Below are 21,693 nucleotides of genomic sequence, written 5' to 3'. Positions count from 1 at the left end.
CGCACGCGGAATCCTTAGGCGACGGTTAAGACCCGCTTAGGTCCGGCTATCGTGCTCACGCCGCGTCGCGTACGCCGCTACGCTGCCGAGAGTCAACGCAGCAGACACAGGGAGTTTCGTTGAGCAGGCGCGGAGTTCACCGACTCACCCGGCACCGTGGTCCCCGACGCAAGGCGGCGCTGTTCGGCGTCGCCGCGGCGACGGTGGCCGGCGGGCTGGTGGCCGGCATGATGCCGTTGCTGGCGGCCGATGACATGTCGGTGCGGGCGGTGGCCGACACCACGGCCACCTTCGTGTCGCAGGACGGCGACAACGGCGCCAGGACCACCCTCGCCACCTGCCCGGCCCGCTGCGACGCCAACCCGCGCGGGGCCCGGGACGCGGTCATCCAGTTCGCGGTCACCACCCTCCCCGCGAACGCGGTGAACATCCGGGCCACCCTGCGGGTGCACGCCTGGCAGAAGTTCGACGCCACCGTGACCGCGCACGCGTCCACGTTGGACGCCCGGCTGGCCCGGCCCGCGCCGGCGCCGGTGGGCCCGGCCGTCGACACGGTCACCGGGGTGCGCCCCGGCTTCAACGAGTGGGACGTGTCCGCCCTGGTGAAGGGGAACGGCTCGGTCACCGTGTCGCTGGCGCAGACCGGGCTGGAGACCCGCATCTACTGGGCGTCGTCGGAGAATCGCAACACCGACCTGCGTCCCCGCCTGGTTTTGCGCTACGACGTCGCGAGCCGTCCGACCGTCGCGCCGAGCAGCGCCGCGCCGGCGCCCTCGCCGAGCCGGACGACCGCCCCGACCCCGCCGCCGCCGAGCGCCAGCCCGACCAGACCCGCGCCCAGCCCGACCGTGACGCCGTCACCGCGGCCAGCCGGCTGCGGGCAGGTCTCGGCGAAGCTGGTGCCCTCCTGCGGCGCCTGGTGGGGGATGTACTCGCCGACGAACCCCGCGACGTGGGACCACGGCCGCGCCATCACCGACGTCGAGGCGCAGGTCGGCCGCAAGTTCGACATCGTGCACCGCTACCACGACTTCTCCAACCAGGGCAACAACGGCGCCTTCCCGGACGCGTACGAGCAGAAGCAGATGCGCGAGGGCCGGCTGATGTTCTTCGCGTGGGAGTCCCGCGTCTTCTCCTCCGGCACGGTGCTCACCTGGAAGGACGTCTACAGCGGCCGGCACGACGCGACCATCGACGCGGTCGCCGGCCGGATCCGGGCCACCGGCGTGCCGGTGTTCATGGGCTTCGACCACGAGCCCGAGGACGAGCCCGCCAAGGGCAGCGACGCGGACTTCGTGCGCGCCTGGCGCTACGTGCACGACCGGTTCGCCGCGGCCGGCGCGCACAACGCGGTGTGGGTGTGGACGATGATGGGCTGGTCCGGCCACTACAGCCGGTACGCGGGCCTGTACCCGGGTGACCGTTACGTCGACTGGGTGGCGTGGGATCCGTACAACTTCCACGTCTGCAACGGCAGCACGGTCTGGAAGAGCCCGGCGACCACCATCGGCAACTTCTACCGCTGGCTGGACCAGAACGGCATCGGCGCCGGCAAGCCCCGGATGCTCGCCGAGTTCGGCACCAACTTCAACGCCGCCGACCCGCAGGCCAAGCGGCGCTGGTTCGAGGAGTTCCCCGCCGCGCTGAAGGCGCACCCGAAGATCAAGGCGGCGATCTACTTCAACTCGGCCGGCATGACCACGCGGACGAGCACCTGCGACATGACGATGAACCACGACGGGTCCGCGCTGGCCGGGTTCACCAGGGCCGGCCAGGACGCATACCTGCGGCAACCCACGCCGGGAAGCTGAGTCCGCCAGGCCCGCGCGGCGGCGGCGGGGTGCCGGTCGTTAGTCGGACATCCGACCCGGTACGCTCGCCGTCGTCGCGTGGGGGCCAGTGACCGCCCAATCGGCGGATATCGCCGACCGGGGTCGGTCGGGCACGCTACGCGGGTTCTCATCCACCTTGGAGGCGTAGCGTGCCCGAAGTCTCGCACTCTCGGCGTTCTGCCGGATTCCGGATCCGCGCGGCAGCGATCGGTCTGGTGACCCTCGCCGCCGCGGTCGCCGTACCGTCGATGGCGTCCGCCGCCGTGGTGCCGGCACCCGAGACGCAGACCCTGGTTTCGGCCAACCCCGCCGACAACACCCCGCACGCCCGCAACGGTGAGGCGCGTGCCTTCGCCGAGGTCGGCTCAACCATCTACGTCGGGGGCAGCTTCACGCAGATCCGGCAGACGGCCAGCTCGCCGTGGATCACCCAGAACTATCTCTTCGCGTACGACAAGAGCACCGGCACGATCTCGACGACGTTCCTGCCGGTGCTCGACGGCGTGGTGAACGCGCTTGTCGCCGGCCCGAACAACACGCTGATCGTCGGCGGTACGTTCAAGAACGTCAACGGGGTGTCCCGGAAGAACCTGGTGGCCCTCAACCCGACGACCGGTGCGATCGTCGACGACTGGGTGGGCCGCTCGGACGGCGGCATGATCCGCGACATGGTGCGGCACGACAACTGGCTGTACCTGGCGGGCGCCTTCAACTGGATCAACGGCACCTCGCACAACGGCCTGGCGCGGCTCAACTACGCCACGGGCGCGATCGACCCGACGTTCAACATCGACGCGACCGTCGGGCGGCACGGCACCAACTCGTACGTGTGGACCATCGACGTGACGCCGGACGGGAACACCCTCGTGGTGGGCGGCAACTTCACGCTCGTCAACGGCCTGTCCCGCAACCAGATGGCGCTCGTCGACCTGACCGGCACGCCGAGCGTCATCGACTGGAGCACGGAGAAGTTCGTCCCGCCGTGTGCGGCGCCGGCGACCTTCGTCCACTACGTGCAGGACGTGCGGTTCGGCGGGGACGGCAGCTGGTTCGTCGTCGGCACCAACGGTGGCGGGGGTTGGCCGGCCGCGTACTGCGACGCGCTGGTCCGCTTCGAGACCGCCGCTCGCGGCAGCGGCCAGCTCGGCACCTGGGTCGACTTCACCGGCAACGACACCATCACCTCGGTGGAGGTCGCCGACAACGTCATCTACCTGGGCGGGCACTTCCGCTGGCTGAACAACCCGAACGCGAGCGACCGCGCCGGCGCCGGCGCCGTCGACCGGCTCGGTATCGCCGCCGTCACGCCGGCCACCGGCATGCCGATCAACTGGAACCCGCGCCGCAGCGGTGGTTCGTCGATGCCGCCGGGGACCAGCACGTGGGGCTCCACGGTGCCGGTGCTCTGGCGGGGCAGCGACGGGTTGTACTTTGGGCAGAACTCGGACGCCATGGGCGGCGAGTACCACGGCCGGCTCGGCATGTTCCCGGTGTCCGGCGGCCGGAAGGTCACCCCGAAGAACCCGACGACCGCCACCACCGGCAACCTCTACCTGGGCACCGGGGACGGCGAGCTGGCGAAGGTGCCGTTCGACGGCGCCGCCATCGGGGCACCGACCACCGTCAGCCAGCCGAACTACACCGCCGCCGGCGCCACCTGGGGCATGAGCGACCGGATCTACTGGGCGCACACGGTCGCCGGCACCCCGACCGGCAGCCGGATCGACATCTCGATGTTCAACGGCACCGTCGGCGCGCCGTGGGAGGCGTCCGGCTACAACGACTGGTTCAACGCGGCGAACATGACCGGTGCGTTCTTCCTCAACGGTCGGCTCTACTACACCCGCACCGGAGCCAACGCCCTCTACTACCGCTACTTCGAGACCGACGGGAACTACCTGGGCGCCACCGAGTTCACCCTGCCCACCACCGGCGTGACGTGGTCCTCGGTGCGGGGCATGGCCTGGGTCGGCGGCAAGATCGTGTACGGGAGCACCGACGGTACGCTGCGCAGCGTGCCGTTCGACCCGACGGCCGCCCCGGCGGTCGACGGCGCGGCGATCACCGTCCTCGCGCCGGCGAGCCCCGAGCTGAGCTGGTCCTCCCCGCGGACGTTCTTCGCCGTACAGTGACGCTCATCAGTCCGTAACGGGGCGTCGGTAGATTGTTCACGTTGGGCCGGCGGCGGAATCCCCGCCGCCGGCCCCCGACGTGGGGAGGGGTCGTTGAGCGGCATCCGCCGTGGGCTCGCGGTGCGGGCGGTGTTCGCGGTGAAGCGCGGCTGGTACCGGTTGCGCTACCCCCGGTTGACCATCGGTCGGGGCGTGGAGATCCGGGGGCGGGTCCGGCTGCGTCGCGGCGTCCGGGTGCACATCGGCGACCGGACCCGGATCAACAAGCTGGTCCGGTTCGCCGGGCCGGGCGAGGTCCGGGTCGGTGCCGACTGCCTGTTGAACGCGACGTGGATCGGCACCTGGACGTCGGTCACGATCGGTGACCGGTGCCTGCTGTCGGACTGCGAGCTGCTCGACAACGACTTCCACAACCTGTCGCCCGAGCAGCGGCACGATCCGCCCACCCCGGCCTCACGGGCGCCGATCGTCGTGGAGGACAACGTCTGGATCGGCGCCCACGCGCTGGTGATGAAGGGCGTGCGGATCGGCCGGGACAGTGTCGTGGGCGCCGCGACCGTGGTGCGGACTGACGTCCCGCCCCGCGTCGTCGTCGTCGGAAACCCCCAACAGACGGTGAAGAAGTTCAATGACTGACGCTCCTGGTGGTTCCTGGTCCGCCGACGCCGCTCCCGGTGGCGGGGGAGCACCAGGCCGCACGGTCACCCTGATCGACCTGCTCCGCGTGCCGCTGCACCGGATCCGTCTGGTGGCGGGGGTGGCCGCCGTCGGGCTGCTCGCCGCGCTCGGCTACGTGCTGCTGGTGCCGAGCGCGGTGACCGCCAACGCGGTGGTCGCGGTCCGCCCGGTGGTCACCGACGCGTTCACGCCCAGCGGGGCGTCCGCCGACCGCGCGGTGAACATGAACGTGGAGAGCGGCATCGCCACCGGCACCGACGTGGTGCAACGGCTGGTGGACGCCACCGGCCAGGACCAGCGCGACGTGCGGGACGCCCTCGAGGTCGAGGTGCCGACCGGCGGTCAGATCCTGCGCTTCCTCTACACGGCCAACTCCCCGGAGGACGCGGTCGCGGGGGTCAACCTCGCCGCTCAGGCGTACCTCGACGTGCGCCGCGGGATGTACGAGCGGCAGCGGGAGGACATGCTGCGCTCGTACGACGAGAGCATCACCAAGGTCCAGGCGCAGCAGACGGCCCTGCAACGGCGGATCGCCAGCGCCCGCGAGGGCGCGGTGGACGCGGCCGTCGCCGAACTGGCCGGCGTCAACAACCAGCTCACCCAGCTGAGTTCGGCACGTACCGAGATCGCGGCGGTCGACGTCAACCCGGGCTGGGTCACCCGCAAGGCCGAGAAGGCCCTGGTCGCCGCCGGCGGCAATCGCCCGCTCTACCTGCTCGCCGGGTTGCTGGGCGGCACGCTGCTCGGCATCGTGCTGGCCTACGTGTGGGAGTCGGTGGACCGCCGGATCCGCTCCGTCGACGACGGCCGGGACGCCACCGGTCTGCCGCTGCTCGGCACGGTGCGGAGCAAGGGGCTGCGCGGCTCCCGGCACGCGGTGGACGCCGACATCCGCTACGTGGGGATGGCGATCGCCGAGCGGGTCCGCGAACCGGCCCGGGTCGCGCTGCTCAGCACCCGGGAGGACCCGACGGTGATGACCGCCGGGCTGGCGGTGGCGCTCGCGGCGACCGGCCGGGAGGTGTACGTCGCCGACGACAGCGGCCGGCTGGAGCGGCTGCGGGCCGAGGTGCTGGCCGGCCTGGGCCGGCTGCCGGCCGCGGCCAACCCGGCCGGTCCGGTCGTGCCCAAGCCCCGCGAGGGCGGCGCGGCAAGCGTCGACGACGTCACCGAGGTGATCACCGTCCGCCGGCCGTCCCCGCACCCCACCCCCCGCCCCTCGACCGACCCGGACGCCACGATGACCCTGCCCCGGGTCGCGTCCGGGGCGCCGCCCGCCAGCGGCAAGAGCAAGGTCAAGACCACCGCGGACGAGGTGCCGGTGGGCGCCGGCAGCGTCCGCTTCGGCACCTGGCGGCAGCGCGCCGCCAACGGGCTGGTGCTGTTCAACGCACCGCCGGCCGAGGCCGACGAGCGCGGCGTCGCGGCGGCCCGGCAGGGCACCGCGGTGGTGGTGGTCGAGCAGGACCGGACGCGGCAGGGCGACCTGCGCCGGTTGGCGGAGCGGCTGCGCGCCGCCGGCGTCACCCCGCTCGGTTTCGTCCTCACCCGCACGGGACGGGGATGACGGTGCCCGTCACCCGGGCGCCGGCGACGAACGAGCCGACCGGGGACGGGCCCACCCCGATCCTCCCGCCGCCGCCGCCGTCCCCACCGCCGCCCCGGCTGCCGATGTGGCCACTGGTCCTGATGTTCGGCCTGGTGCCGCTCTGGTGGCTGACCGGGGCGTTCTATCTGGGCTGGCCGCTGCTGGGGGCGCTGCTGCTCGCCCTGCTGCTGGTGCGGGGCCGGGTGCCGCTGCCGCCGGCCGCCGGGATCTGGCTGATGTTCCTGGCACTCGTGCTGGTCAGCGCCACCCAGCTGGCGTCGTTCGCCTCGGTGCTGACGTTCGGGTTGCGGCTGGGGTTCTACGTCACGGCGCTGGTGGTCGGCGTCTACGTGTACGCGGTGGCCCGGGAGCGCCCCGACAAGACCGCGGTGCTCGTCCCGCTGTGCGCGTTCTGGTTCGGGTTGGTGGTGCTGGGCTGGCTGGGCGTGCTCGCGCCCCGGCTCGCGATGACCACTCCGGTGGAGATCCTGCTGCCCGGCGGCATCGCCGCCAACCCGTTCATCAACGACATGGTCCACCTGTCCACCGCCGAGTACAGTGCCCGGTCCTTGAACCCGATCTACCGGCCCGCCGCGCCGTACGCCTACACCAACAACTTCGGCAGCGCGTACGCGATGACGTTGCCGTGCGTGGTCGCGTTCACCATGCTGTGCCGTCGGGGCGTGCTGCGCTGGGCCCTGCTCGGGTCGTTGCCGCTGTCCCTGGTGCCGGCGTTCTTCACGCTGAACCGGGCGATGTTCCTCAGTCTCGGTGTCGGTCTGCTGGTGCTCGGCGTACGGGCCAGCCTGCGGGGCAACATGCGGGTCGCCGCCTCGATCGTCGGCATCGTGGTGGTGGGCGGCATCGCGGCTCTGTTCATCCCCGTCGCCGACATGATCGGCAACCGGGTGGAGTCCAGCGACACGAACACCGACCGGCTCTCGCTCTACACCGAGGTGCTGCGCCGGATCAGTCACTCGCCCTGGCTGGGCTACGGCGCGCCGGTCGATGTCGACACGGTCTCCGCCGAGGCGCCCATCGGCACCCAGGGCCAGCTGTGGATGGTGCTGTTCAGCCACGGCGTGCCCGCCATGCTGTGCTTCCTGGCCTGGTTCGTGGTGGCGGCCCTGATCTGCGCCCGGGCCACCTCCCCGGCCGGGCAGTGGCTCGCGATCGTCCCGGTGGTGTGTCTGGTGCAGATCCCCTTCTACGGCATGGCCAACCAGAACCTCTCGGTCGCCTTCTACGCCGTCGCTTTCGCCATGGCGCTCACCGAGCGGGAGGTGGCGCTGCGGCGCATCCCCCAGCTGCCCGCGACCGTCGGGAAGGTGGGCACGTGACCGCCGCCGCCCGCGTCACCACCGCCGGAGCCGTTCCGCCGGCGGCCGACGCGGAGACCCGGCGCAGCGCGCGCAGCGGTGCCGCCGGGCTGATCGGCGCCGCGACGAGCGGGCTGTTCGGCTTCGTGCTCGCCGTCGTGATCACCCGGGGCTACGGCACCGCCGGCTCCGGCGCGTTCTTCGCCGCGATCGGCGTGGTCACGGTGGCTACCGCCGTCTGCACGCTGGGCGCCGAGACCGGCCTGATGTGGGCGCTGCCGCGGCGGCGCGCCGGGGCCGGCGGCGACGCCGCCCGGGTGCTGCCCGTCGCCCTGCTCCCACCGCTGGTCGCCGCCGTGGTCGTCGCGGCCGTCGGGGTGGCCACGGCCGGGGCGCTGGCGCCGCGGGTGCTCGGTGGCGCGGCGGGGAGCGGTCTGCTGGTGGCCGCCTTCGCCGCCGTGCCGGTGGTCGTGCTGATGACCCTGCTGCTGGCCGCCCTGCGCTGCGTACGGCCGATCCGGGCCTACGTGTCGGTCCAGTTCTTCCTGCTGCCGGTGGCCCGGCCGGTGCTTGTCGGCGGCGCGGTCCTCGTCGGCGGCGGCCTGGTGGCCGGCGTGTCCGCGTGGCTGGTCCCGGCCGGGCTCGCCCTGCTTGTCTGCCTGACCCTGGTCGCCGGACCGCTGGGCGTCGGGCGGGGCGCGGCCCTGCGGCCCGAGCGGCGGGACTGGTCCGCGTTCTGGCGTTTCGCACTGCCCCGTGCCGCCTCGGCGGCCATCGACGCCGGCAACATGTGGGTCGGTGTCCTGCTGACGTCGTCCCTGGCGGGAGCGGGCGAGGCGGGCGTGTTCGGCGCCGTGGGCCGCTACATCCTCGCCGGTCAGCTCGCCATGCAGGGCCTGCGGGTGGCGGTGTCCCCGCAGCTGTCCCGGCTGCTGGGGGAGGGGCGGCCGGACGCCGCCGCCGCGGTGCACCGGCAGCTCACCGCCTGGGGGCTGGTGCTGTCCTGGCCGGTCTACCTGCTGCTCGCCGTCTTCGGGCCGGCCTTCCTGGAACTGTTCGGGTCGGGCTTCACCGCGGGCGCCACCGCGATGACCGTGCTCGCCCTGGCCATGCTTGTGAACACCGGCGTCGGCAACGTGCAGAGCCTGCTGCTGATGGGCGGCCACAGCGGACTGCACCTGGTCGCCACCCTGGCCGGCCTGCTGGTCACCGTCTCCCTCGGCCTGGTGCTGATCCCCGGCCACGGCGCGACCGGCGCGGCGCTGGCCTGGGCGGCCGGCATCGTCACGGAGAACCTGGTCGCCGTGACGTGCGCGTGGTGGGTGGTGCGGCACCCTCTGGTGGACGCGCCGATGCTCGGCGTCGCGGCGGCGACCGTCGCCGGGGTCGGCGGTGCCGCCGCGATCGGCGTGCTGGCCGGCGGCCGGGGGATCCCCGGCCTGCTGGTGGCGGTGGCCGTGCTGGCCGTCGCGTGCGTCGGCTTGTTGACGTTGCCCCGGGTGCGGCGCGGCATCCGGGTGACGATGAGGCAGATCCGTGGGCGGGGGGAGGCGGCCCCGACCGCTTCCGGGTCCGTCCCACCGCAGCAGAAGGGCAGGTGAGGTCCGTCGTGCCGGCTTTGCGCGATCGGGTGAAGCAACTCGTGCCGACCCAGGTGACCGAGCGGGTGAGAGAGTCCCTCGTCGAGTACGGCGTACGGACCAGCGACCGGCGACCCCTGCCGGACTTCCTCGTCATCGGCACCAAACGGGGCGGCACCACCTCGCTGTGGAACTACCTGATCCAGCATCCGCTGGTGCCGCGGCTCTTTCCCGCCTGGAACACGAAGTCCGCCCACTACTTCGAGGAGCACTGGCGGCGCGGCGAGGCGTGGTACCGCTCGCACTTCCCGACGGTGCGGCAGCGGGAGGCGCTGGCCCGCCGCCACGGCGGCCCGGTCCGGGTCGGCGAGGCGGCCCCGCTGTACATGTTCCACCCGCTCGCCGCGCAGCGGGTGGCCGCGCTGATGCCGTCGGTCAAGCTCATCGTGCTGCTGCGCGATCCGGTGGAGCGGGCGTACTCGCACTGGAAGGAGCGGCGCACCCACGGCATCGAGCCGCTGGACTTCGCCGACGCCCTCGCCGCCGAGGAGGAGCGCACTGCAGGGGAGCGGGAGCGGCTGATCGCCGAACCGGAGTACTTCAGCGAGGCCTACGACTGGTACACCTACCGGGCCCGGGGTCGCTACCTGGAGCACCTGGAACCGTGGCTGGAGCGCTTCGACCGCGAACAGTTCCTGTTCCTGCCCAGCGAGGACCTCTACCGCGATGCCCGGTCGACCTACCGGCGGACGCTCGACTTCCTCGGCCTGCCGCCGCACGACCTGGCGAACTTCAAGGTCTACAACGACCGGCGGTCCGCGCCGCTGGACCCGGCGCTGCGGGCGGAGCTGACCGACTACTACCGGCCCCACAACGACGCCCTGCGGCAGCGGCTCGGGATGGACCTCGACTGGCCGGACCGGGCCGCGTGACGGCGTCGGCGACCGCGCCCGCCGACCCGCGTACGCGTACCGACGGGCTGGGCTGGGTCACCCGGGCGGTCTTCGGTGACGAGCGGGTGGGGCTGACCGTCGGCGGCCCGCCGCCGGCCGGCCAGCGCGTGGTGGCGCGGTACGCGATCGTCCCGTCGCCGCAGCGGGCCCGGTTCCTGCTGCCCCTCGGCTCGCCGCGGGCCACGGCCGCGTCGCTGCTGGCGTACAACGCGCTGCGGCCACCCCGGGTACGGGCGGTGCGGGCCGTCCTCGGCGGGGTGGCCCGGCTGCGCGGGATCGAGCTGGCCCGGTTTCCGGTCCTGACCGTGTCGTTGCCGGACGGGGTGGCCGCCGAGGAGGCGCTGCTGGGGCACCGGCTCGCCGCCCTGCTCGGCGGCGGTGCCGCGTACGCGGCCTGCGGCGTGCGCCCACCGGATCCGAACCACAAGCCGACACTGCAGCTGTTCGACGCGAACGGCCGCCCGCTCGGCTACGCGAAGATCGGGTGGAACGACGCCACCCGCGCGCTGGTCACCGCCGAGGCGGCGGCCCTGCGCGAGCTGCCCGCGTTCGCCGGAGTTCCGGACCACCCGGCCGCGCCCCGGCTGCTCGCCGAGACCGCGTGGGCCGGGCAGGCCGTCGCGCTCGTCGAGCCGCTGCCGCCGGCCGTCCGGGGCGTGCCCGCGAGCGAGCCGCCCGACGCGGCCGCGACTCTCGCGGTGGCCCGCCGGGGCAGCCCGCCGGCACCGCCCCGGACGCTGGCCGGGTCGAGCTTCCTGACCCGCCTGAGCACCACGGCGGAGCGCGCCGCCGCCGCGGCGCCGGACGGGGCGCGGGCGGTCGCCGCGGTGACCGCCCTCGCCAACCGGCACGGTGACACGGCTGTGGAGTTCGGCCACTGGCACGGCGACTGGGTGCCGTGGAACCTCGGCCGGCACGCCGGCCGGCTGGTGGCCTGGGACTGGGAGCACAGCGGCCCGGACGTCCCGGTCGGCTTCGACCTGGCACACGACGCGTTCCAGCGCGCCCTCGTGCTGCGCGGCGAGCCGGCCGCCGTCGCCGCCGACGCGGTTGACGCCCAGCTCACCCGGTACGGCGAGACGCTGGGTCTGGACCCGGCCGGGCGACGGCTGGTGGCCGACGCGTACCTGCTGGAGATGTGGTTGCGGACCTGGCGCCTGGCCGACGCCGGTGCGGGATGGAACCCGGCCCTGCATCCCGCCCTGCTGGACGTGGTCGAGAAACGACATAGCGGCTGATCATCCGGTCGCCCTATACAGCGGCCGCGCGAAATGTGATCTGCTCTCGCGTGGCGTCCGTTGAAGATCCAAGCGAACTGTGGGGGTCGCGTGGGTACGAACAACGAGGATCGCGGCGATCCTCCTGTCCTGCTGCTCGTCGGGTCCAGCGGTGGGCACCTCGCCCAACTGCTCGCCCTGCGCTCCTGGTACGAGCGCTGGCACCGCTGCTGGGTCACCTTCGACACCCCGGAGGCGATCTCGCTGCTCGACGGCGAGGACGTCGTCCCGGCCCATCACCCGACCACCCGCAACGTACGCAACCTGCTGCGCAACGCGGTGCTGGCGGCGCGGGTGCTGCGGCGGCGCCGGGTGGCCGCGGTGGTGACGACCGGCGCCGGTGTCGCGGTGCCGTTCGTGGTGCTCGCCTGGCTGCGGCGGATCCCCACCGTCTACATCGAGGTGTACGACCGGATCGACACCCCGACCCTGACCGCGCGCCTCTGCCGCCCGTTCCTGTCCGCGATGCTCGTGCAGTGGGAGGAGCAGCGCCGGCAGTACCCGGAGGCCACCGTGGTGGGGACGCTCCTGTGAGCGCGGTGAGCGCGGTGAGCGCAGCGCAGCGGAGCCCCGCGGTCGCGAACGGAAGGCGGGCGCGGTGAGCGCGGAGCACGCCGCGCAGGCCCGGTCGGAGGCGCCGTGTCGCGTCCCCCGGCAGCGGGACCGCTCGGGCACGCCGCCGACCCGGGTGCTGGTGGCGGTCGGCACCGACAAGCACCCCTTCGACCGACTGGTCGACTGGCTGGAGGGGTGGCAGCCGGCGGTCGCCGACCGGGTCGTGCTGACCGTCCAGCACGGACACACCCGGGCGCCCGGTGTTCCCGGCGCGGTCGCCTTCCTGGGGCACGACGAGCTCCAGGCGGCGATGTCCGGCGCCGACGTCGTGGTGTGCCACGGCGGTCCGGCCACCATCCTGGAGGCCCGCCGGCACGGCCGCCTGCCGATCGTGGTGCCCCGGAACCCGTCACACGGCGAGCACGTCGATGACCACCAGCTGCTGTTCGCGCGGCGGCTCGGCGCCGCCGGCATGGTGGTGCTGTGCGAGACCCGCGAGGCGCTGCTGGCGGCGCTCGCGACCGGCCTCGACGATCCGGGCCGGTTCACCGTCCGGGCCGATCCCGACGCGGCCCGGGCGCAGGAGGCCGCCGTGGCGCGGGTCGGGGAGATCGTGGAGGACCTGGTGGCCGCGTCCGGCGGCCGGCGGACGTGGTGGCGGCCGTGGAAGCGGGCGCACCGGAATGGAGCGCGACGATGACCGCACACCCCAGCGTGAGTGCCGTGGTGCCCACCCGGGACCGCCCGGAGCTGCTGCGGGCCGCGGTCCGCGCGATCCTCGACCAGGACTATCCGGGCGAGATCGAGGTGGTCGTCGTGTACGACCGCTCCGAGCCGGACCTGACGCTGGCCGAGCTGTCCCGGCTGGGCCGCCCGGTGCGGGTGATCCGCAACGAGCGCACTCCCGGCCTGGCCGGTACCCGCAACACCGGCATCCTCGCCGCCACCGGCGAGCTGGTCGCGTTCTGCGACGACGACGACGAGTGGCTGCCCGGCAAGCTGCGGGCGCAGGTCGAGGCGCTCGCCGCCGTGCCGGGCGCCGAGTTCGTCTGCTGCGGCATCCGCGTCAGCTACGACGGGCACACCGTCGACCGTTCGCTGTCGCGGGACCGGATCACCCTCGCCGACCTGCTGCGCGACCGGATGACCGAGCTGCACCCGTCGACCTTCGTGATCCGCGCAGCCGCGCTGCGGGAGGGTTTCGGGCTGGTCGACGAGGAGATCCCCGGCAGCTACGCGGAGGACTACGAGTTCCTGCTGCGGGCCGCGCGCAGTGCCCCGCTGGTCAACCTGGGCACCCCGTACGTGCTGGTCCGCTGGCACAAGCGGTCGTACTTCGCGCAGCGGTGGGACACCATCTCCGAGGCGTTGCAGTGGCTGCTGGAGCGCTACCCGGAGTTCGGCACCCAGCCGGCCGGCGAGGCGCGGGTGGCCGGGCAGATCGCATTCGCCCGGGCCGCGTCCGGCGACCGGACGGGCGCGCTGCGGTGGGCGCGGCGCACGATCCGACGCAATCCGCGGGAGCCGCGGGCGTACCTGGCGCTCGCCGTGGCGGGGCGGGTGGTCCGGGCCGACGCGGTGCTGCGCACCCTGCACAAGCGGGGCCGGGGCATCTGAGCCGACCGGGCGGTTCCCGCCGGCCGGAACCGCTGCGTGTGCGGGCGGGGACGCCTTGTTCGTCGGTGCGGGTGTCGATTCTCCGACTGACATACGTACCGTGATCGATGGAAGACTCGGCGTCATGGCTCTCCACTCGCTGAGGTTCCGTCTCGTCGACTCGCCGACATCGCTCGGCGCGAAGCGCCGGGCGCGCCGCGCCGCCTGGCTGGCCGACGCGTTCCCCGACCTGGCCGACATGTCCGTGCTCGACCTGGGCGGGCGGGTGGACAGCTGGGCGCGGGTACCGGTCCGCCCGGCGCGCGTACACGTGGTCAACCTGGAGCCCCTGCCCGCGGAGCTGCCGGAGTGGGCCGAGGCCGACCACGCCGACGCCTGCGAGCTGCCGGGGAGCATCCTGAGCCGCCGGTACGACCTCGTCTTCAGCAACAGCGTCCTGGAACACGTGGGCGGGCACGAACGCCGGCGGCGCATGGCGGAGGCGATCCGCGAGCTGGCGCCCGCGTACTGGGTGCAGACGCCGTACCGGTACTTCCCGATCGAGCCGCACTGGGTGGCGCCCGGCATGCAGTTCCTGCCGGTGTCCGCACGGGTGGTGGTCGCCCGCAGGTGGCCCCTGGCGTACACGCCGGGCAAGTCGTACGAGGCGGCGATGCGGCAGGTGCTGACCACGGAGCTGATCGGCCGGGCGGAGCTGCGCTACCTGTTCCCGGAGGCGACCATCCGCAGTGAACGCCTGCTGGGACTCACCAAGTCGCTGATCGCGGTCCGTTCGGCCTGACCGCGGGCCGCCGTCGTCAGGACGCCGGCGGCTCCCCGTCGGCGCGGCGTTCCCGTCGCTCCGCGGAGGCCGCCCGCAGCCGCTCGTACCAGTGTGGGGTGGTGGCCGGGTCGAAGATCCGGGCGAGCGCCACGTCGGTCGACGAGTGCGCCAGGATCGACAGCACCACGGTCAGCGCCACCAGGTGGAACACCTCGTCGCTGGCGTCGATGCCGGCCTGGAGGACGATCAGGCCGTAGACGACCGAGGCGAAGCCCTTCGGGCCGAACCACATGGCGGCGAACTGCTCGGTGCGGGTCAGATGCGACCCGAGGAACGACACCGCGAGCGCGACCGGGCGGGCCACCACGATGGCCAGCACCGCGAAGACCCAGCCGGTCCAGTGGATCTCGCCGAGGAACTCCACCGAGATCAGCGCGCCGAAGACCAGCAGGGCGGCGAGTTTGAACAGCTCGGCGATCAGCTCGCCGAAGTGCTCGAAGCTCTCCCGCTGCCGCTCGCCGAAGGTGGCCACCGTGATGCCGGCGGCGAACGCGGCGAGGAACAGGTTGGCGTGGGTGACCTGGCCCAGCGCCAGCACCAGCAGGCCGATCGCCACCCCGTTGAGCGGCTCGTACTGGGTGGAGGCGGAGAAGAAGCGCAGCTTCTCCAGCCGCAGGGCCAGCCACGGCACCGCCACGCCGATCACCACGCCGAGCAGCAGCTCGGTGCCGAGCTCGTCGATGTGCAGGTCGTCGGAGCCGGCGGCGATCGCCAGGAAGAGGATGACGAACGGCAGCGCGAGACCGTCGTTGACACCGGACTCGACGTTGAGCAGGTGCCGCAGCCGGGCGGGCACCCGCTCGTTGCCGACCAGCGCGGCGGCGAAGACCGGGTCGGTGGGGGCGAGGACCGCCCCGATCAGCAGCGCCTCCGGCCAGTCCAGCCCGGCCACGTAGTGCGCCAGCAGCGCGGTGATCAGCAGGGTCAGTGGCAGGCCCCAGCCGAGCGCCCGCCCGGGCAGCCGCCACGCCGAGCGCAGGTCGGCGAAGCCGACCCGCATGCCGTCGGTGAACAGCACGGTGAACAGGGCCAGCTCGGCGAGCGTGGCGACGATCTCGCTGTCGGCGGTGATCTGCAGCAGGCCGGTCGTGTCCGGACCGAGCACGAAGCCGGCGACCAGGAAGAGCACCGCCGTGGACAGGATGCTCCGGTGCGCCAGGCTGGACAGCAGGACGGCCAGCAGCAGCACGGCCGCGAACGCGAAGAGCAACACCGGGTGCCTCCGACGGGTCGACGAGTCTCCGGCGACCAGACTTCCGGCACGCCGCCATGATCATACGAATTCGCCGTCATCCGGCGGTACACCGGCCGGCGGACGGCTGCGTCCGTAGGGCGGGACGCGCCGGCCGCCGCACGCCGGTGGACACCGGCCGTGACAGACTGACCGCTGTGTTGCGCTGGTTGACTGCAGGGGAATCGCACGGTCCCGCCCTCGTCGCGCTGCTGGAGGGCGTACCGGCCGGTGTCGAGGTGACCTCCGGGGACATCGCCGGTGAGCTGGCCCGGCGCCGGCTCGGCTACGGCCGGGGCGCCCGGATGTCGTTCGAGCAGGACGAGGTCGAGATCGTCGGCGGCCTGCGGCACGGCGTGACCCTGGGCAGCCCGGTGGCGGTCCGCGTCGGCAACTCCGAGTGGCCGAAGTGGCGCACCGTCATGGCCGCCGACCCGGTCGACCCGGAGGAGCTGGCCGGGCAGGCCCGCAACGCGCCGCTGACCCGGCCGCGCCCGGGCCACGCCGACCTGGCCGGCATGCAGAAGTACGGGCACACCGACGCCCGCCCGATCCTGGAGCGGGCCAGCGCCCGCGAGACCGCCGCCCGGGTCGCCGTCGGCACCGTGGCGAAGGCGCTGGTCAAGCAGGCGCTCGGTGTCGAGATCGTCTCACACGTGGTGGAGTTGGGGCCGGTCGCCGTGAAGCCCGGCCTGCGGCCCACCCCGGCCGACGCCGAGCGGATCGACGCCGATCCGCTGCGCTGCCTGGACCCAGAGGCGAGCGCCCGGATGGTCGCCGAGGTCGACGCCGCGAAGAGGGCCGCCGACACCCTCGGGGGCGTGGTGGAGGTCCTCGCGTACGGGGTGCCGCCGGGCCTCGGCAGCCACGTGCAGTGGGACCGCAAGCTCGACGCCCGGCTGGCCACGGCGCTGATGTCCATCCAGGCGATCAAGGGCGTGGAGATCGGTGACGGCTGGCAGCAGGCCCGCTCCCGGGGCTCCGAGGCGCACGACGAGATCATTCCCAGCGCCACCGGGGTGCGGCGGGTCACCGACCGGGCCGGCGGGTTGGAGGGCGGCATCACCACCGGCGAGCCGCTGCGGGTGAAGGCCGCGATGAAGCCGATCTCCTCGCTGAACCGCGCCCTGTCGACCGTGGACGTCACCACCGGCGAGCCGGCCACCGCGATCAACCAGAGGTCGGACGTGTGCGCGGTGCCGGCCGCCGCGGTCGTCGCCGAGGCGATGGTGGCGCTGGTGCTCGCCGAGGCGGCGGTGGAGAAGTTCGGCGGCGACTCGGTGGCCGAGATGCGCCGCAACCTCGCCGGCTACCTCGACGCGCTGGTGATCCGGTGACCGGGGCGACCCGGCCGGTCTGCGTCCTGGTCGGCGCGCCCGGCTCCGGCAAGACGACCGTCGGGCAGGCGCTCGCCGCCCGGCTCGGCTTGGAGTTCCGGGACACCGACCTCGACATCGAGCGGATGGCCGGCAAACCGATCCCGGAGATCTTCGTCGACGAGGGCGAGGCGCACTTCCGTACCCTCGAACGGGCGGCGGTGGCCGCGGCGCTGGCGTCCTGCTCCGGCGTGCTCGCCCTCGGCGGCGGCGCGGTCCTCGCCGAGGAGACCCGGGCCGCGCTGGTCGGGCACACCGTCGTGCACCTGTCGGTGGAGCTTCCCGACGCGGTGAAACGGGTCGGTCTCGGCGCCGGGCGGCCACTGCTGGCGATCAATCCACGCGCCACCCTCAAGCACCTGCTGGACCAGCGCCGCCCGCTCTACGCGGAGGTGGCGACGCACACCGTGGCCACTGACGGGCGTGCTCCGGAGGAGCTGGCCGCCGAGATCGCCGGCCTGCTCAAGCCCTGACCGCCGCCGGCCCTGGCCCTTGCCGCGGCGTGGTCCGCTCCGGCCGCCAGGTCACCAGCAGGGCGAGGGCGAGCAGGATCTCGGCCAGGTCCCCGCCGTAGTACATGACGGTCGCGCCGGCCCGTAGTTCCTCCGGACCGGCTGGCACGTCGACGAGCAGGCCGGCGTAGAGGAGCTGGGCGAGGACGGCGTGCGCGCCCACCCCGACGCCGAGGACCACCAGGCGCACCGGTACGCGGGGCCGGTGCGGTCCCGGGTCCGGGCCGGCGATCGACCAGGCGAACAGGTAGCCGCTCAGCACGAAGTGCAGCTGCACCAGGCCGTGCACCACGGGGCTGTCGAGGCTGGTCCGGTAGAGCGGGGTCAGATAGAGCAGCCAGAGGCCGCCGGCGGTGAGCAGCAGGCCGGTGACCGGGTGGGCGAGCACCGCGACGACCGGGTGCCGCAGCAGCCGGACGGCCGCCCGCCCGGTCCGCGGGCGCAGGCTCCGCAGGGCCAGCGTGCCGGGCGCGCCGAGCACCAGCGCGAGCGGCGCCAACATGCCGAGCAGCAGGTGCTGGGCCATGTGGCCGGGCAGGTTCCGGGCCGGCCAGAGCAGGCCGGCCACCAGCAGGGCCGCGCCCAGGCCGAAGCTCGCCGTCCGTCGGCGGCTCCACCCCGGCCGGCCGGGCTCGCGCTGGCGCAACGCGAAGGCCAGGTAGACCCAGAAGAGCACCAGGGGTACGAGCGCGACCGGCGGGAAGCCGCCGTCGGCGTGCCCGGCGTGGGCGGGACTCACCGCGAGGCGCAGAGGTCGACCACGCGGGCCCGCCGCTGAATCACCCAGCCGACCACGATGAGCACCACGCCGAGCGCGAGGAAGGCCAGGTCCCACCAGAGCTGGTGTGGCCCGCTGCGGACGTGGTGGATGCCGAGCAGGTGGTGATCGACGATCCCCTCGACCAGGTTGAACAGGCCCCAGCCGACCAGGGCCCAGCCCCAGAGCATGGGGGAGCGCCACAGCCGCCCGCGCGAGCGGGTCACCCGGGAGTAGAGCAGGGCCAGGCCGGTCAGCACGGCCACCCAGGTCACCACGTGGAACAGCCCGTCCCACAGGGTGTTCATCTCCAGGCCGGGCACGGTGGTCACCGGGTAGTCCCTGATCCCGACGTTGTCGGTGTCGGTGCTGCTCAGCAGGTGGTGCCACTGGAGGACCTGGTGCAGCAGGATGCCGTCGACGAAGCCACCCAGGCCCACGCCGAGGATCGTCGCGGGCACCCGGATGTCCGCTCCGTCGAGGGTCGATCGGTTCATGGGTCCCTACCTCCGCCGCGTCGGGTCGACCGCCTCAGTACCCGTTTCCGCCCGTTCAAACGTCGGTGTCCGGTGGCCACGGGTTGGACAGCCGCGGCGCGGGCGGCACCGGCTCGACTAGGCTGCGCGCGATGGACGAGGTGACCCGGATCCCGGTCGGCGGCGAGCGGCCGTACGACGTGCTGGTGGGACGCGACCTGCTCGACACACCGCCCCGACTGTTGCCCGGCGCGCAGCGGGTGGCCTTCCTGCACGCGCCCCCGCTGAAGGAGCTGGCCGGGGACCTGGCCGAACGGGTCCGCGCGGCCGGCGTCACGCCGCTGTTGATGGAGGTGCCGGACGCCGAGGCGGGCAAGCACGTCGACGTGGCGGCGGCCTGCTGGGACCGGCTCGGCGAGGCGGGCTTCACCCGCACCGACGGCGTCGTCGGGGTGGGCGGTGGCGCGGTCACCGACCTGGCCGGCTTCGTGGCGGCCTGCTGGCTGCGCGGCGTGCGTTGGGTGCCGGTGGCGACCTCGCTGCTCGGCATGGTGGACGCGGCGGTCGGCGGCAAGACCGGGATCAACACGGCCGCGGGCAAGAACCTGGTCGGCGCGTTCCACCCCCCGGCCGGGGTGGTCTGCGACCTGGCCACCCTGGACAGCCTGCCCCCGGCCGACCTGGCCGCCGGCATGGCCGAGGTGGTCAAGTGCGGATTCATCGCCGACCCGGTGATCCTCGACCTGGTCGAGCGGGACCCGGCCGGTGCGCTGGACCCCACCGGGCCGGTCGCGCGGGAGCTGATCGAACGGGCGATCCGGGTAAAGGCCGACGTGGTCTCCGGCGACCTGCGCGAATCCGGGCTCCGGGAGGTGCTCAACTACGGGCACACGTTGGCGCACGCGATCGAAAAGGTGGAGGGCTACCGCTGGCGGCACGGCGACGCCGTGGCGGTCGGGCTGGTCTACGCGGCGACCCTGGCCCGCCTGGCCGGCCGCCTCGACGAGGAGACCGCCGAGCGGCACCGCGCCGTGGTGGCCCGGCTCGGCCTGCCCACCGGATACCGGGCCGACGCCTGGCCGGAGCTGCTCGCCACGATGCGGGTGGACAAGAAGGCGCGGGGCAGCACGCTGCGCTTCGTGGTGCTCGACGGGCCGGCCCGCCCGGCGATCCTCGAGGGCCCCGCCGACGAGTTGCTGCACGCGGCGTACCGGGAGATCGCGTCGTGAGGGTGTACGTGCTGAACGGGCCGAACCTCGGTCGGCTCGGCACCCGGCAGCCGGAGGTGTACGGGGCCACCACCTACGCCGATCTGGTGCAGCTCTGCGAGCGGACGGGGCGGGAGCTGGGGCTGGACGTGGTGGTCCGGCAGACCGACGCGGAGCACGAGCTGCTCGGCTGGCTGCACGAGGCGGCCGACGAGGGCGCGGCCGTGGTGCTCAATCCCGCCGCCTGGTCGCACTACTCGATCGCGGTGCGGGACGCGTGCGCGATGCTGCGTGCCCCGCTGGTCGAGGTGCACATCTCCAACATCCACGGCCGGGAGCCGTTCCGGCACCACTCGGTGGTCTCCGCGGTGGCGACCGGGGTGATCTGCGGCCTGGGTGTGGACGGCTACCGGCTCGCCCTGCACCACCTCGCCGCCCTGCCCGCCACCTGATCGGCGCGGTCGCCTGCGACGCGGGCGGCCTTTCCCAGGTTCCTCGACCGTCGCCCTGCCGGTCCGGCGACATCGCACGGCGCCCTTTGCTCTGCTTCAACGGACGCTTCGAACTCGGTGCGGATTCTTTGCGCGGAGTTGAGCAGAGCAAAGGGCTCCGGGTAGCACCTCGTGCCGGCCGGCGGCGGCTGGCTGCGCGCCGCTGGCCGGCGGCGGGTGCGGGAGCGGCCGGGCGCGGCCGGTGCTTGTTCGGGCGCGGCTAGTAGACTTTCTAGGTCTGTCCGCCAAATGACGATCAAGGCAGGAAATGGCCACCACCAACGACCTGAAGAACGGCCTGGTACTCAACCTTGACGGCGAGCTGTGGTCCGTCGTCGAGTTCCAGCACGTCAAGCCCGGCAAGGGTGGTGCGTTCGTGCGTACCACGCTGAAGAACGTGCTCTCCGGCAAGGTGGTCGACAAGACCTTCAACGCGGGCACGAAGGTCGAGACCGCGACCGTCGACAAGCGCACGATGCAGTACTTGTACGCGGACGGCGAGGACTACGTCTTCATGGACATGGAGACGTTCGACCAGATCACCGTGCCCGGTGGCACCGTCGGCGAGGCGGCCAACTACCTCCTGCCCGAGGCGGAGGCGATCGTCGCCACCCACGAGAGCGTGCCGCTGTACGTCGAGCTGCCGACCAGCGTGGTGCTCGAGATCACGTACACCGAGCCGGGCCTGCAGGGCGACCGCTCGACCGGCGGCAACAAGCCGGCCACCGTCGAGACCGGCGCCACCGTGCAGGTGCCGCTCTTCATCACCACCGGCGAGAAGATCAAGGTCGACACCCGCGACGGCCGTTACCTCGGCCGCGCCTGATGGCCGAGGGTCCGAAGCAGCAGATGCCGGCGCGCCGCAAGGCGCGCAAGCGGGCGCTGGACGTGCTCTTCGAGGCCGACCTGCGGGACCGCCCACCGGTCGAGGTGCTCGCCGGCTACGTGGAGCGGATCGAGAAGCCACACCCCGAGCACCTGGGTTACACGGTCAGCCTGGTCGAGGGCGTCGCCGGCCACCTCGACCGGATCGACGAGCTGATCGCCAGCTACGCCGAGGGCTGGACGCTGGACCGCATGCCGACGGTGGACCGCAACCTCGCCCGGATCGCGGTGTACGAGTTGCTCTACGTCGACGAGATCGACGACGCGGTGGCGATCAGCGAGGCGGTGGAGCTGGCCCGGCAGATGTCGACCGACGACTCGCCGCGCTTCCTCAACGGCATCCTCGGCCGCATCGCCGAGTACGCCACGCGCTGATCGCCCTGCCCCGGGCGGTCGCGGCATC

21 protein-coding genes are annotated in these 21,693 nt (G+C 73.2%); 18 read left to right on the top strand and 3 right to left on the bottom strand.

Annotation, left to right across the window (positions count from 1 at the left end; genetic code table 11):
• Positions 1–119 precede the first annotated feature (119 nt).
• The 12 genes from ABTW87_RS20685 (at position 120) to ABTW87_RS20630 (ending at position 14,312) form a co-directional block, all read left to right on the top strand.
• Positions 120–1,811: a glycoside hydrolase gene (locus tag ABTW87_RS20685; protein ID WP_350652460.1), complete on the top strand. Its 1,692-nt coding sequence runs from the start codon at positions 120–122 to the stop codon at positions 1,809–1,811.
• 269 nt (positions 1,812–2,080) lie between these two features.
• On the top strand, positions 2,081–3,964 hold the full coding sequence (locus ABTW87_RS20680; protein WP_502891622.1) for a hypothetical protein: 1,884 nt from the start codon (positions 2,081–2,083) through the stop codon (positions 3,962–3,964).
• Positions 3,965–4,057: 93 nt separating this feature from the next.
• A complete protein-coding gene (locus ABTW87_RS20675) occupies positions 4,058–4,600 on the top strand; it encodes an acyltransferase (protein ID WP_350652459.1) in 543 nt (180 codons plus the stop codon).
• Positions 4,593–6,209 carry a lipopolysaccharide biosynthesis protein gene (locus ABTW87_RS20670; RefSeq protein WP_350652457.1) on the top strand — a complete coding sequence of 539 codons (1,617 nt, stop codon included), beginning with the start codon at positions 4,593–4,595 and terminating at the stop codon, positions 6,207–6,209. Before ABTW87_RS20675 ends, ABTW87_RS20670 begins: the two co-directional genes overlap by 8 nt.
• Positions 6,210–6,211: 2 nt before the next feature.
• Positions 6,212–7,570, top strand: coding sequence for an O-antigen ligase family protein (locus ABTW87_RS20665; RefSeq protein ID WP_350652456.1), 1,359 nt, complete (start codon positions 6,212–6,214; stop codon positions 7,568–7,570).
• On the top strand, positions 7,567–9,150 hold the full coding sequence (locus ABTW87_RS20660) for a lipopolysaccharide biosynthesis protein (protein WP_350652455.1): 1,584 nt from the start codon (positions 7,567–7,569) through the stop codon (positions 9,148–9,150). The genes ABTW87_RS20665 and ABTW87_RS20660 overlap by 4 nt, the downstream gene beginning before the upstream one ends.
• Positions 9,151–9,158: 8 nt before the next feature.
• The gene (locus ABTW87_RS20655; RefSeq protein WP_350652479.1) at positions 9,159–10,061 is read left to right on the top strand and encodes a sulfotransferase domain-containing protein; all 903 of its coding nucleotides are present in this window, start codon (positions 9,159–9,161) and stop codon (positions 10,059–10,061) included.
• Positions 10,058–11,320, top strand: a complete 1,263-nt coding sequence (locus ABTW87_RS20650; protein ID WP_350652454.1) for a hypothetical protein — start codon at positions 10,058–10,060, stop codon at positions 11,318–11,320. Before ABTW87_RS20655 ends, ABTW87_RS20650 begins: the two co-directional genes overlap by 4 nt.
• A 90-nt stretch (positions 11,321–11,410) precedes the next feature.
• Positions 11,411–11,893, top strand: coding sequence for a UDP-N-acetylglucosamine--LPS N-acetylglucosamine transferase (locus tag ABTW87_RS20645; RefSeq protein WP_350652452.1), 483 nt, complete (start codon positions 11,411–11,413; stop codon positions 11,891–11,893).
• A gap of 154 nt (positions 11,894–12,047) precedes the next feature.
• Positions 12,048–12,614 carry a glycosyltransferase gene (locus tag ABTW87_RS20640; protein WP_350652477.1) on the top strand — a complete coding sequence of 189 codons (567 nt, stop codon included), beginning with the start codon at positions 12,048–12,050 and terminating at the stop codon, positions 12,612–12,614.
• Positions 12,611–13,531: a glycosyltransferase gene (locus tag ABTW87_RS20635; RefSeq protein WP_350652451.1), complete on the top strand. Its 921-nt coding sequence runs from the start codon at positions 12,611–12,613 to the stop codon at positions 13,529–13,531. Before ABTW87_RS20640 ends, ABTW87_RS20635 begins: the two co-directional genes overlap by 4 nt.
• Positions 13,532–13,655: 124 nt before the next feature.
• Entirely contained in the window at positions 13,656–14,312 is a 657-nt protein-coding gene (locus ABTW87_RS20630; protein WP_350652450.1) for a class I SAM-dependent methyltransferase, read from the top strand.
• Positions 14,313–14,328: 16 nt separating this feature from the next.
• Here ABTW87_RS20630 and ABTW87_RS20625 read toward each other — a convergent pair whose 3' ends face one another.
• Positions 14,329–15,567, bottom strand: a complete 1,239-nt coding sequence (locus ABTW87_RS20625; protein WP_350652449.1) for a cation:proton antiporter — start codon at positions 15,565–15,567, stop codon at positions 14,329–14,331.
• A 176-nt stretch (positions 15,568–15,743) separates the two neighbouring features.
• Here ABTW87_RS20625 and aroC point away from each other — a divergent pair, with 176 nt between their 5' ends.
• Positions 15,744–16,922: a chorismate synthase gene (gene aroC / locus ABTW87_RS20620; protein ID WP_350652448.1), complete on the top strand. Its 1,179-nt coding sequence runs from the start codon at positions 15,744–15,746 to the stop codon at positions 16,920–16,922.
• Positions 16,919–17,434 carry a shikimate kinase gene (locus tag ABTW87_RS20615; protein WP_350652447.1) on the top strand — a complete coding sequence of 172 codons (516 nt, stop codon included), beginning with the start codon at positions 16,919–16,921 and terminating at the stop codon, positions 17,432–17,434. The genes aroC and ABTW87_RS20615 overlap by 4 nt, the downstream gene beginning before the upstream one ends.
• On the opposite strand, the gene ABTW87_RS20610 is transcribed toward ABTW87_RS20615, so the two are convergent.
• Together ABTW87_RS20610 and ABTW87_RS20605 are read right to left on the bottom strand one after the other, a co-directional pair.
• The gene (locus ABTW87_RS20610; RefSeq protein WP_350652446.1) at positions 17,424–18,212 is read right to left on the bottom strand and encodes a cytochrome c oxidase assembly protein; all 789 of its coding nucleotides are present in this window, start codon (positions 18,210–18,212) and stop codon (positions 17,424–17,426) included. The two genes, ABTW87_RS20615 and ABTW87_RS20610, sit on opposite strands and share 11 nt — an antisense overlap.
• Positions 18,209–18,727 (bottom strand): DUF2243 domain-containing protein, encoded by a 519-nt coding sequence (locus ABTW87_RS20605; protein ID WP_350652445.1) that lies wholly within the window; start codon positions 18,725–18,727, stop codon positions 18,209–18,211. The genes ABTW87_RS20610 and ABTW87_RS20605 overlap by 4 nt, the downstream gene beginning before the upstream one ends.
• A gap of 131 nt (positions 18,728–18,858) precedes the next feature.
• On the opposite strand from ABTW87_RS20605, the gene aroB reads away from it, so the two are divergent.
• The 4 genes from aroB (at position 18,859) to nusB (ending at position 21,665) form a co-directional block, all read left to right on the top strand.
• Positions 18,859–19,935: a 3-dehydroquinate synthase gene (gene aroB, locus ABTW87_RS20600; RefSeq protein ID WP_350652444.1), complete on the top strand. Its 1,077-nt coding sequence runs from the start codon at positions 18,859–18,861 to the stop codon at positions 19,933–19,935.
• Positions 19,932–20,366 (top strand): type II 3-dehydroquinate dehydratase, encoded by a 435-nt coding sequence (aroQ, locus tag ABTW87_RS20595; protein WP_350652443.1) that lies wholly within the window; start codon positions 19,932–19,934, stop codon positions 20,364–20,366. Before aroB ends, aroQ begins: the two co-directional genes overlap by 4 nt.
• 307 nt (positions 20,367–20,673) lie before the next feature.
• Complete coding sequence (efp, locus tag ABTW87_RS20590) at positions 20,674–21,231, top strand: elongation factor P (protein WP_350652442.1); 558 nt, start codon at positions 20,674–20,676, stop codon at positions 21,229–21,231.
• Between the two features lie 23 nt (positions 21,232–21,254).
• The gene (nusB, locus tag ABTW87_RS20585) at positions 21,255–21,665 is read left to right on the top strand and encodes a transcription antitermination factor NusB (protein WP_350652476.1); all 411 of its coding nucleotides are present in this window, start codon (positions 21,255–21,257) and stop codon (positions 21,663–21,665) included.
• The last annotated feature ends 28 nt before the right edge of the window (positions 21,666–21,693 follow it).

The sequence above is a fragment of the Micromonospora sp. NPDC126480 genome (genome assembly GCF_040302465.1).
In the GTDB taxonomy this organism is placed as follows: domain Bacteria; phylum Actinomycetota; class Actinomycetes; order Mycobacteriales; family Micromonosporaceae; genus Micromonospora.
This window is presented reverse-complemented; position numbering and strand designations above follow the sequence as displayed.

Bases quoted from the DNA above. Each gene is read 5' to 3' on its own strand.
- nusB (WP_350652476.1), top strand. From the start codon at position 21,255: ATGCCGGCGCGCCGCAAGGCGCGCAAGCGGGCGCTGGACGTGCTCTTC.
- efp (WP_350652442.1), top strand. From the start codon at position 20,674: ATGGCCACCACCAACGACCTGAAGAACGGCCTGGTACTCAACCTTGAC.
- ABTW87_RS20670 (WP_350652457.1), top strand. From the start codon at position 4,593: ATGACTGACGCTCCTGGTGGTTCCTGGTCCGCCGACGCCGCTCCCGGT.
- ABTW87_RS20630 (WP_350652450.1), top strand. From the start codon at position 13,656: ATGGCTCTCCACTCGCTGAGGTTCCGTCTCGTCGACTCGCCGACATCG.
- ABTW87_RS20635 (WP_350652451.1), top strand. From the start codon at position 12,611: ATGACCGCACACCCCAGCGTGAGTGCCGTGGTGCCCACCCGGGACCGC.
- ABTW87_RS20605 (WP_350652445.1), bottom strand. From the start codon at position 18,727: ATGAACCGATCGACCCTCGACGGAGCGGACATCCGGGTGCCCGCGACG.
- aroB (WP_350652444.1), top strand. From the start codon at position 18,859: ATGGACGAGGTGACCCGGATCCCGGTCGGCGGCGAGCGGCCGTACGAC.
- ABTW87_RS20680 (WP_502891622.1), top strand. From the start codon at position 2,081: ATGGCGTCCGCCGCCGTGGTGCCGGCACCCGAGACGCAGACCCTGGTT.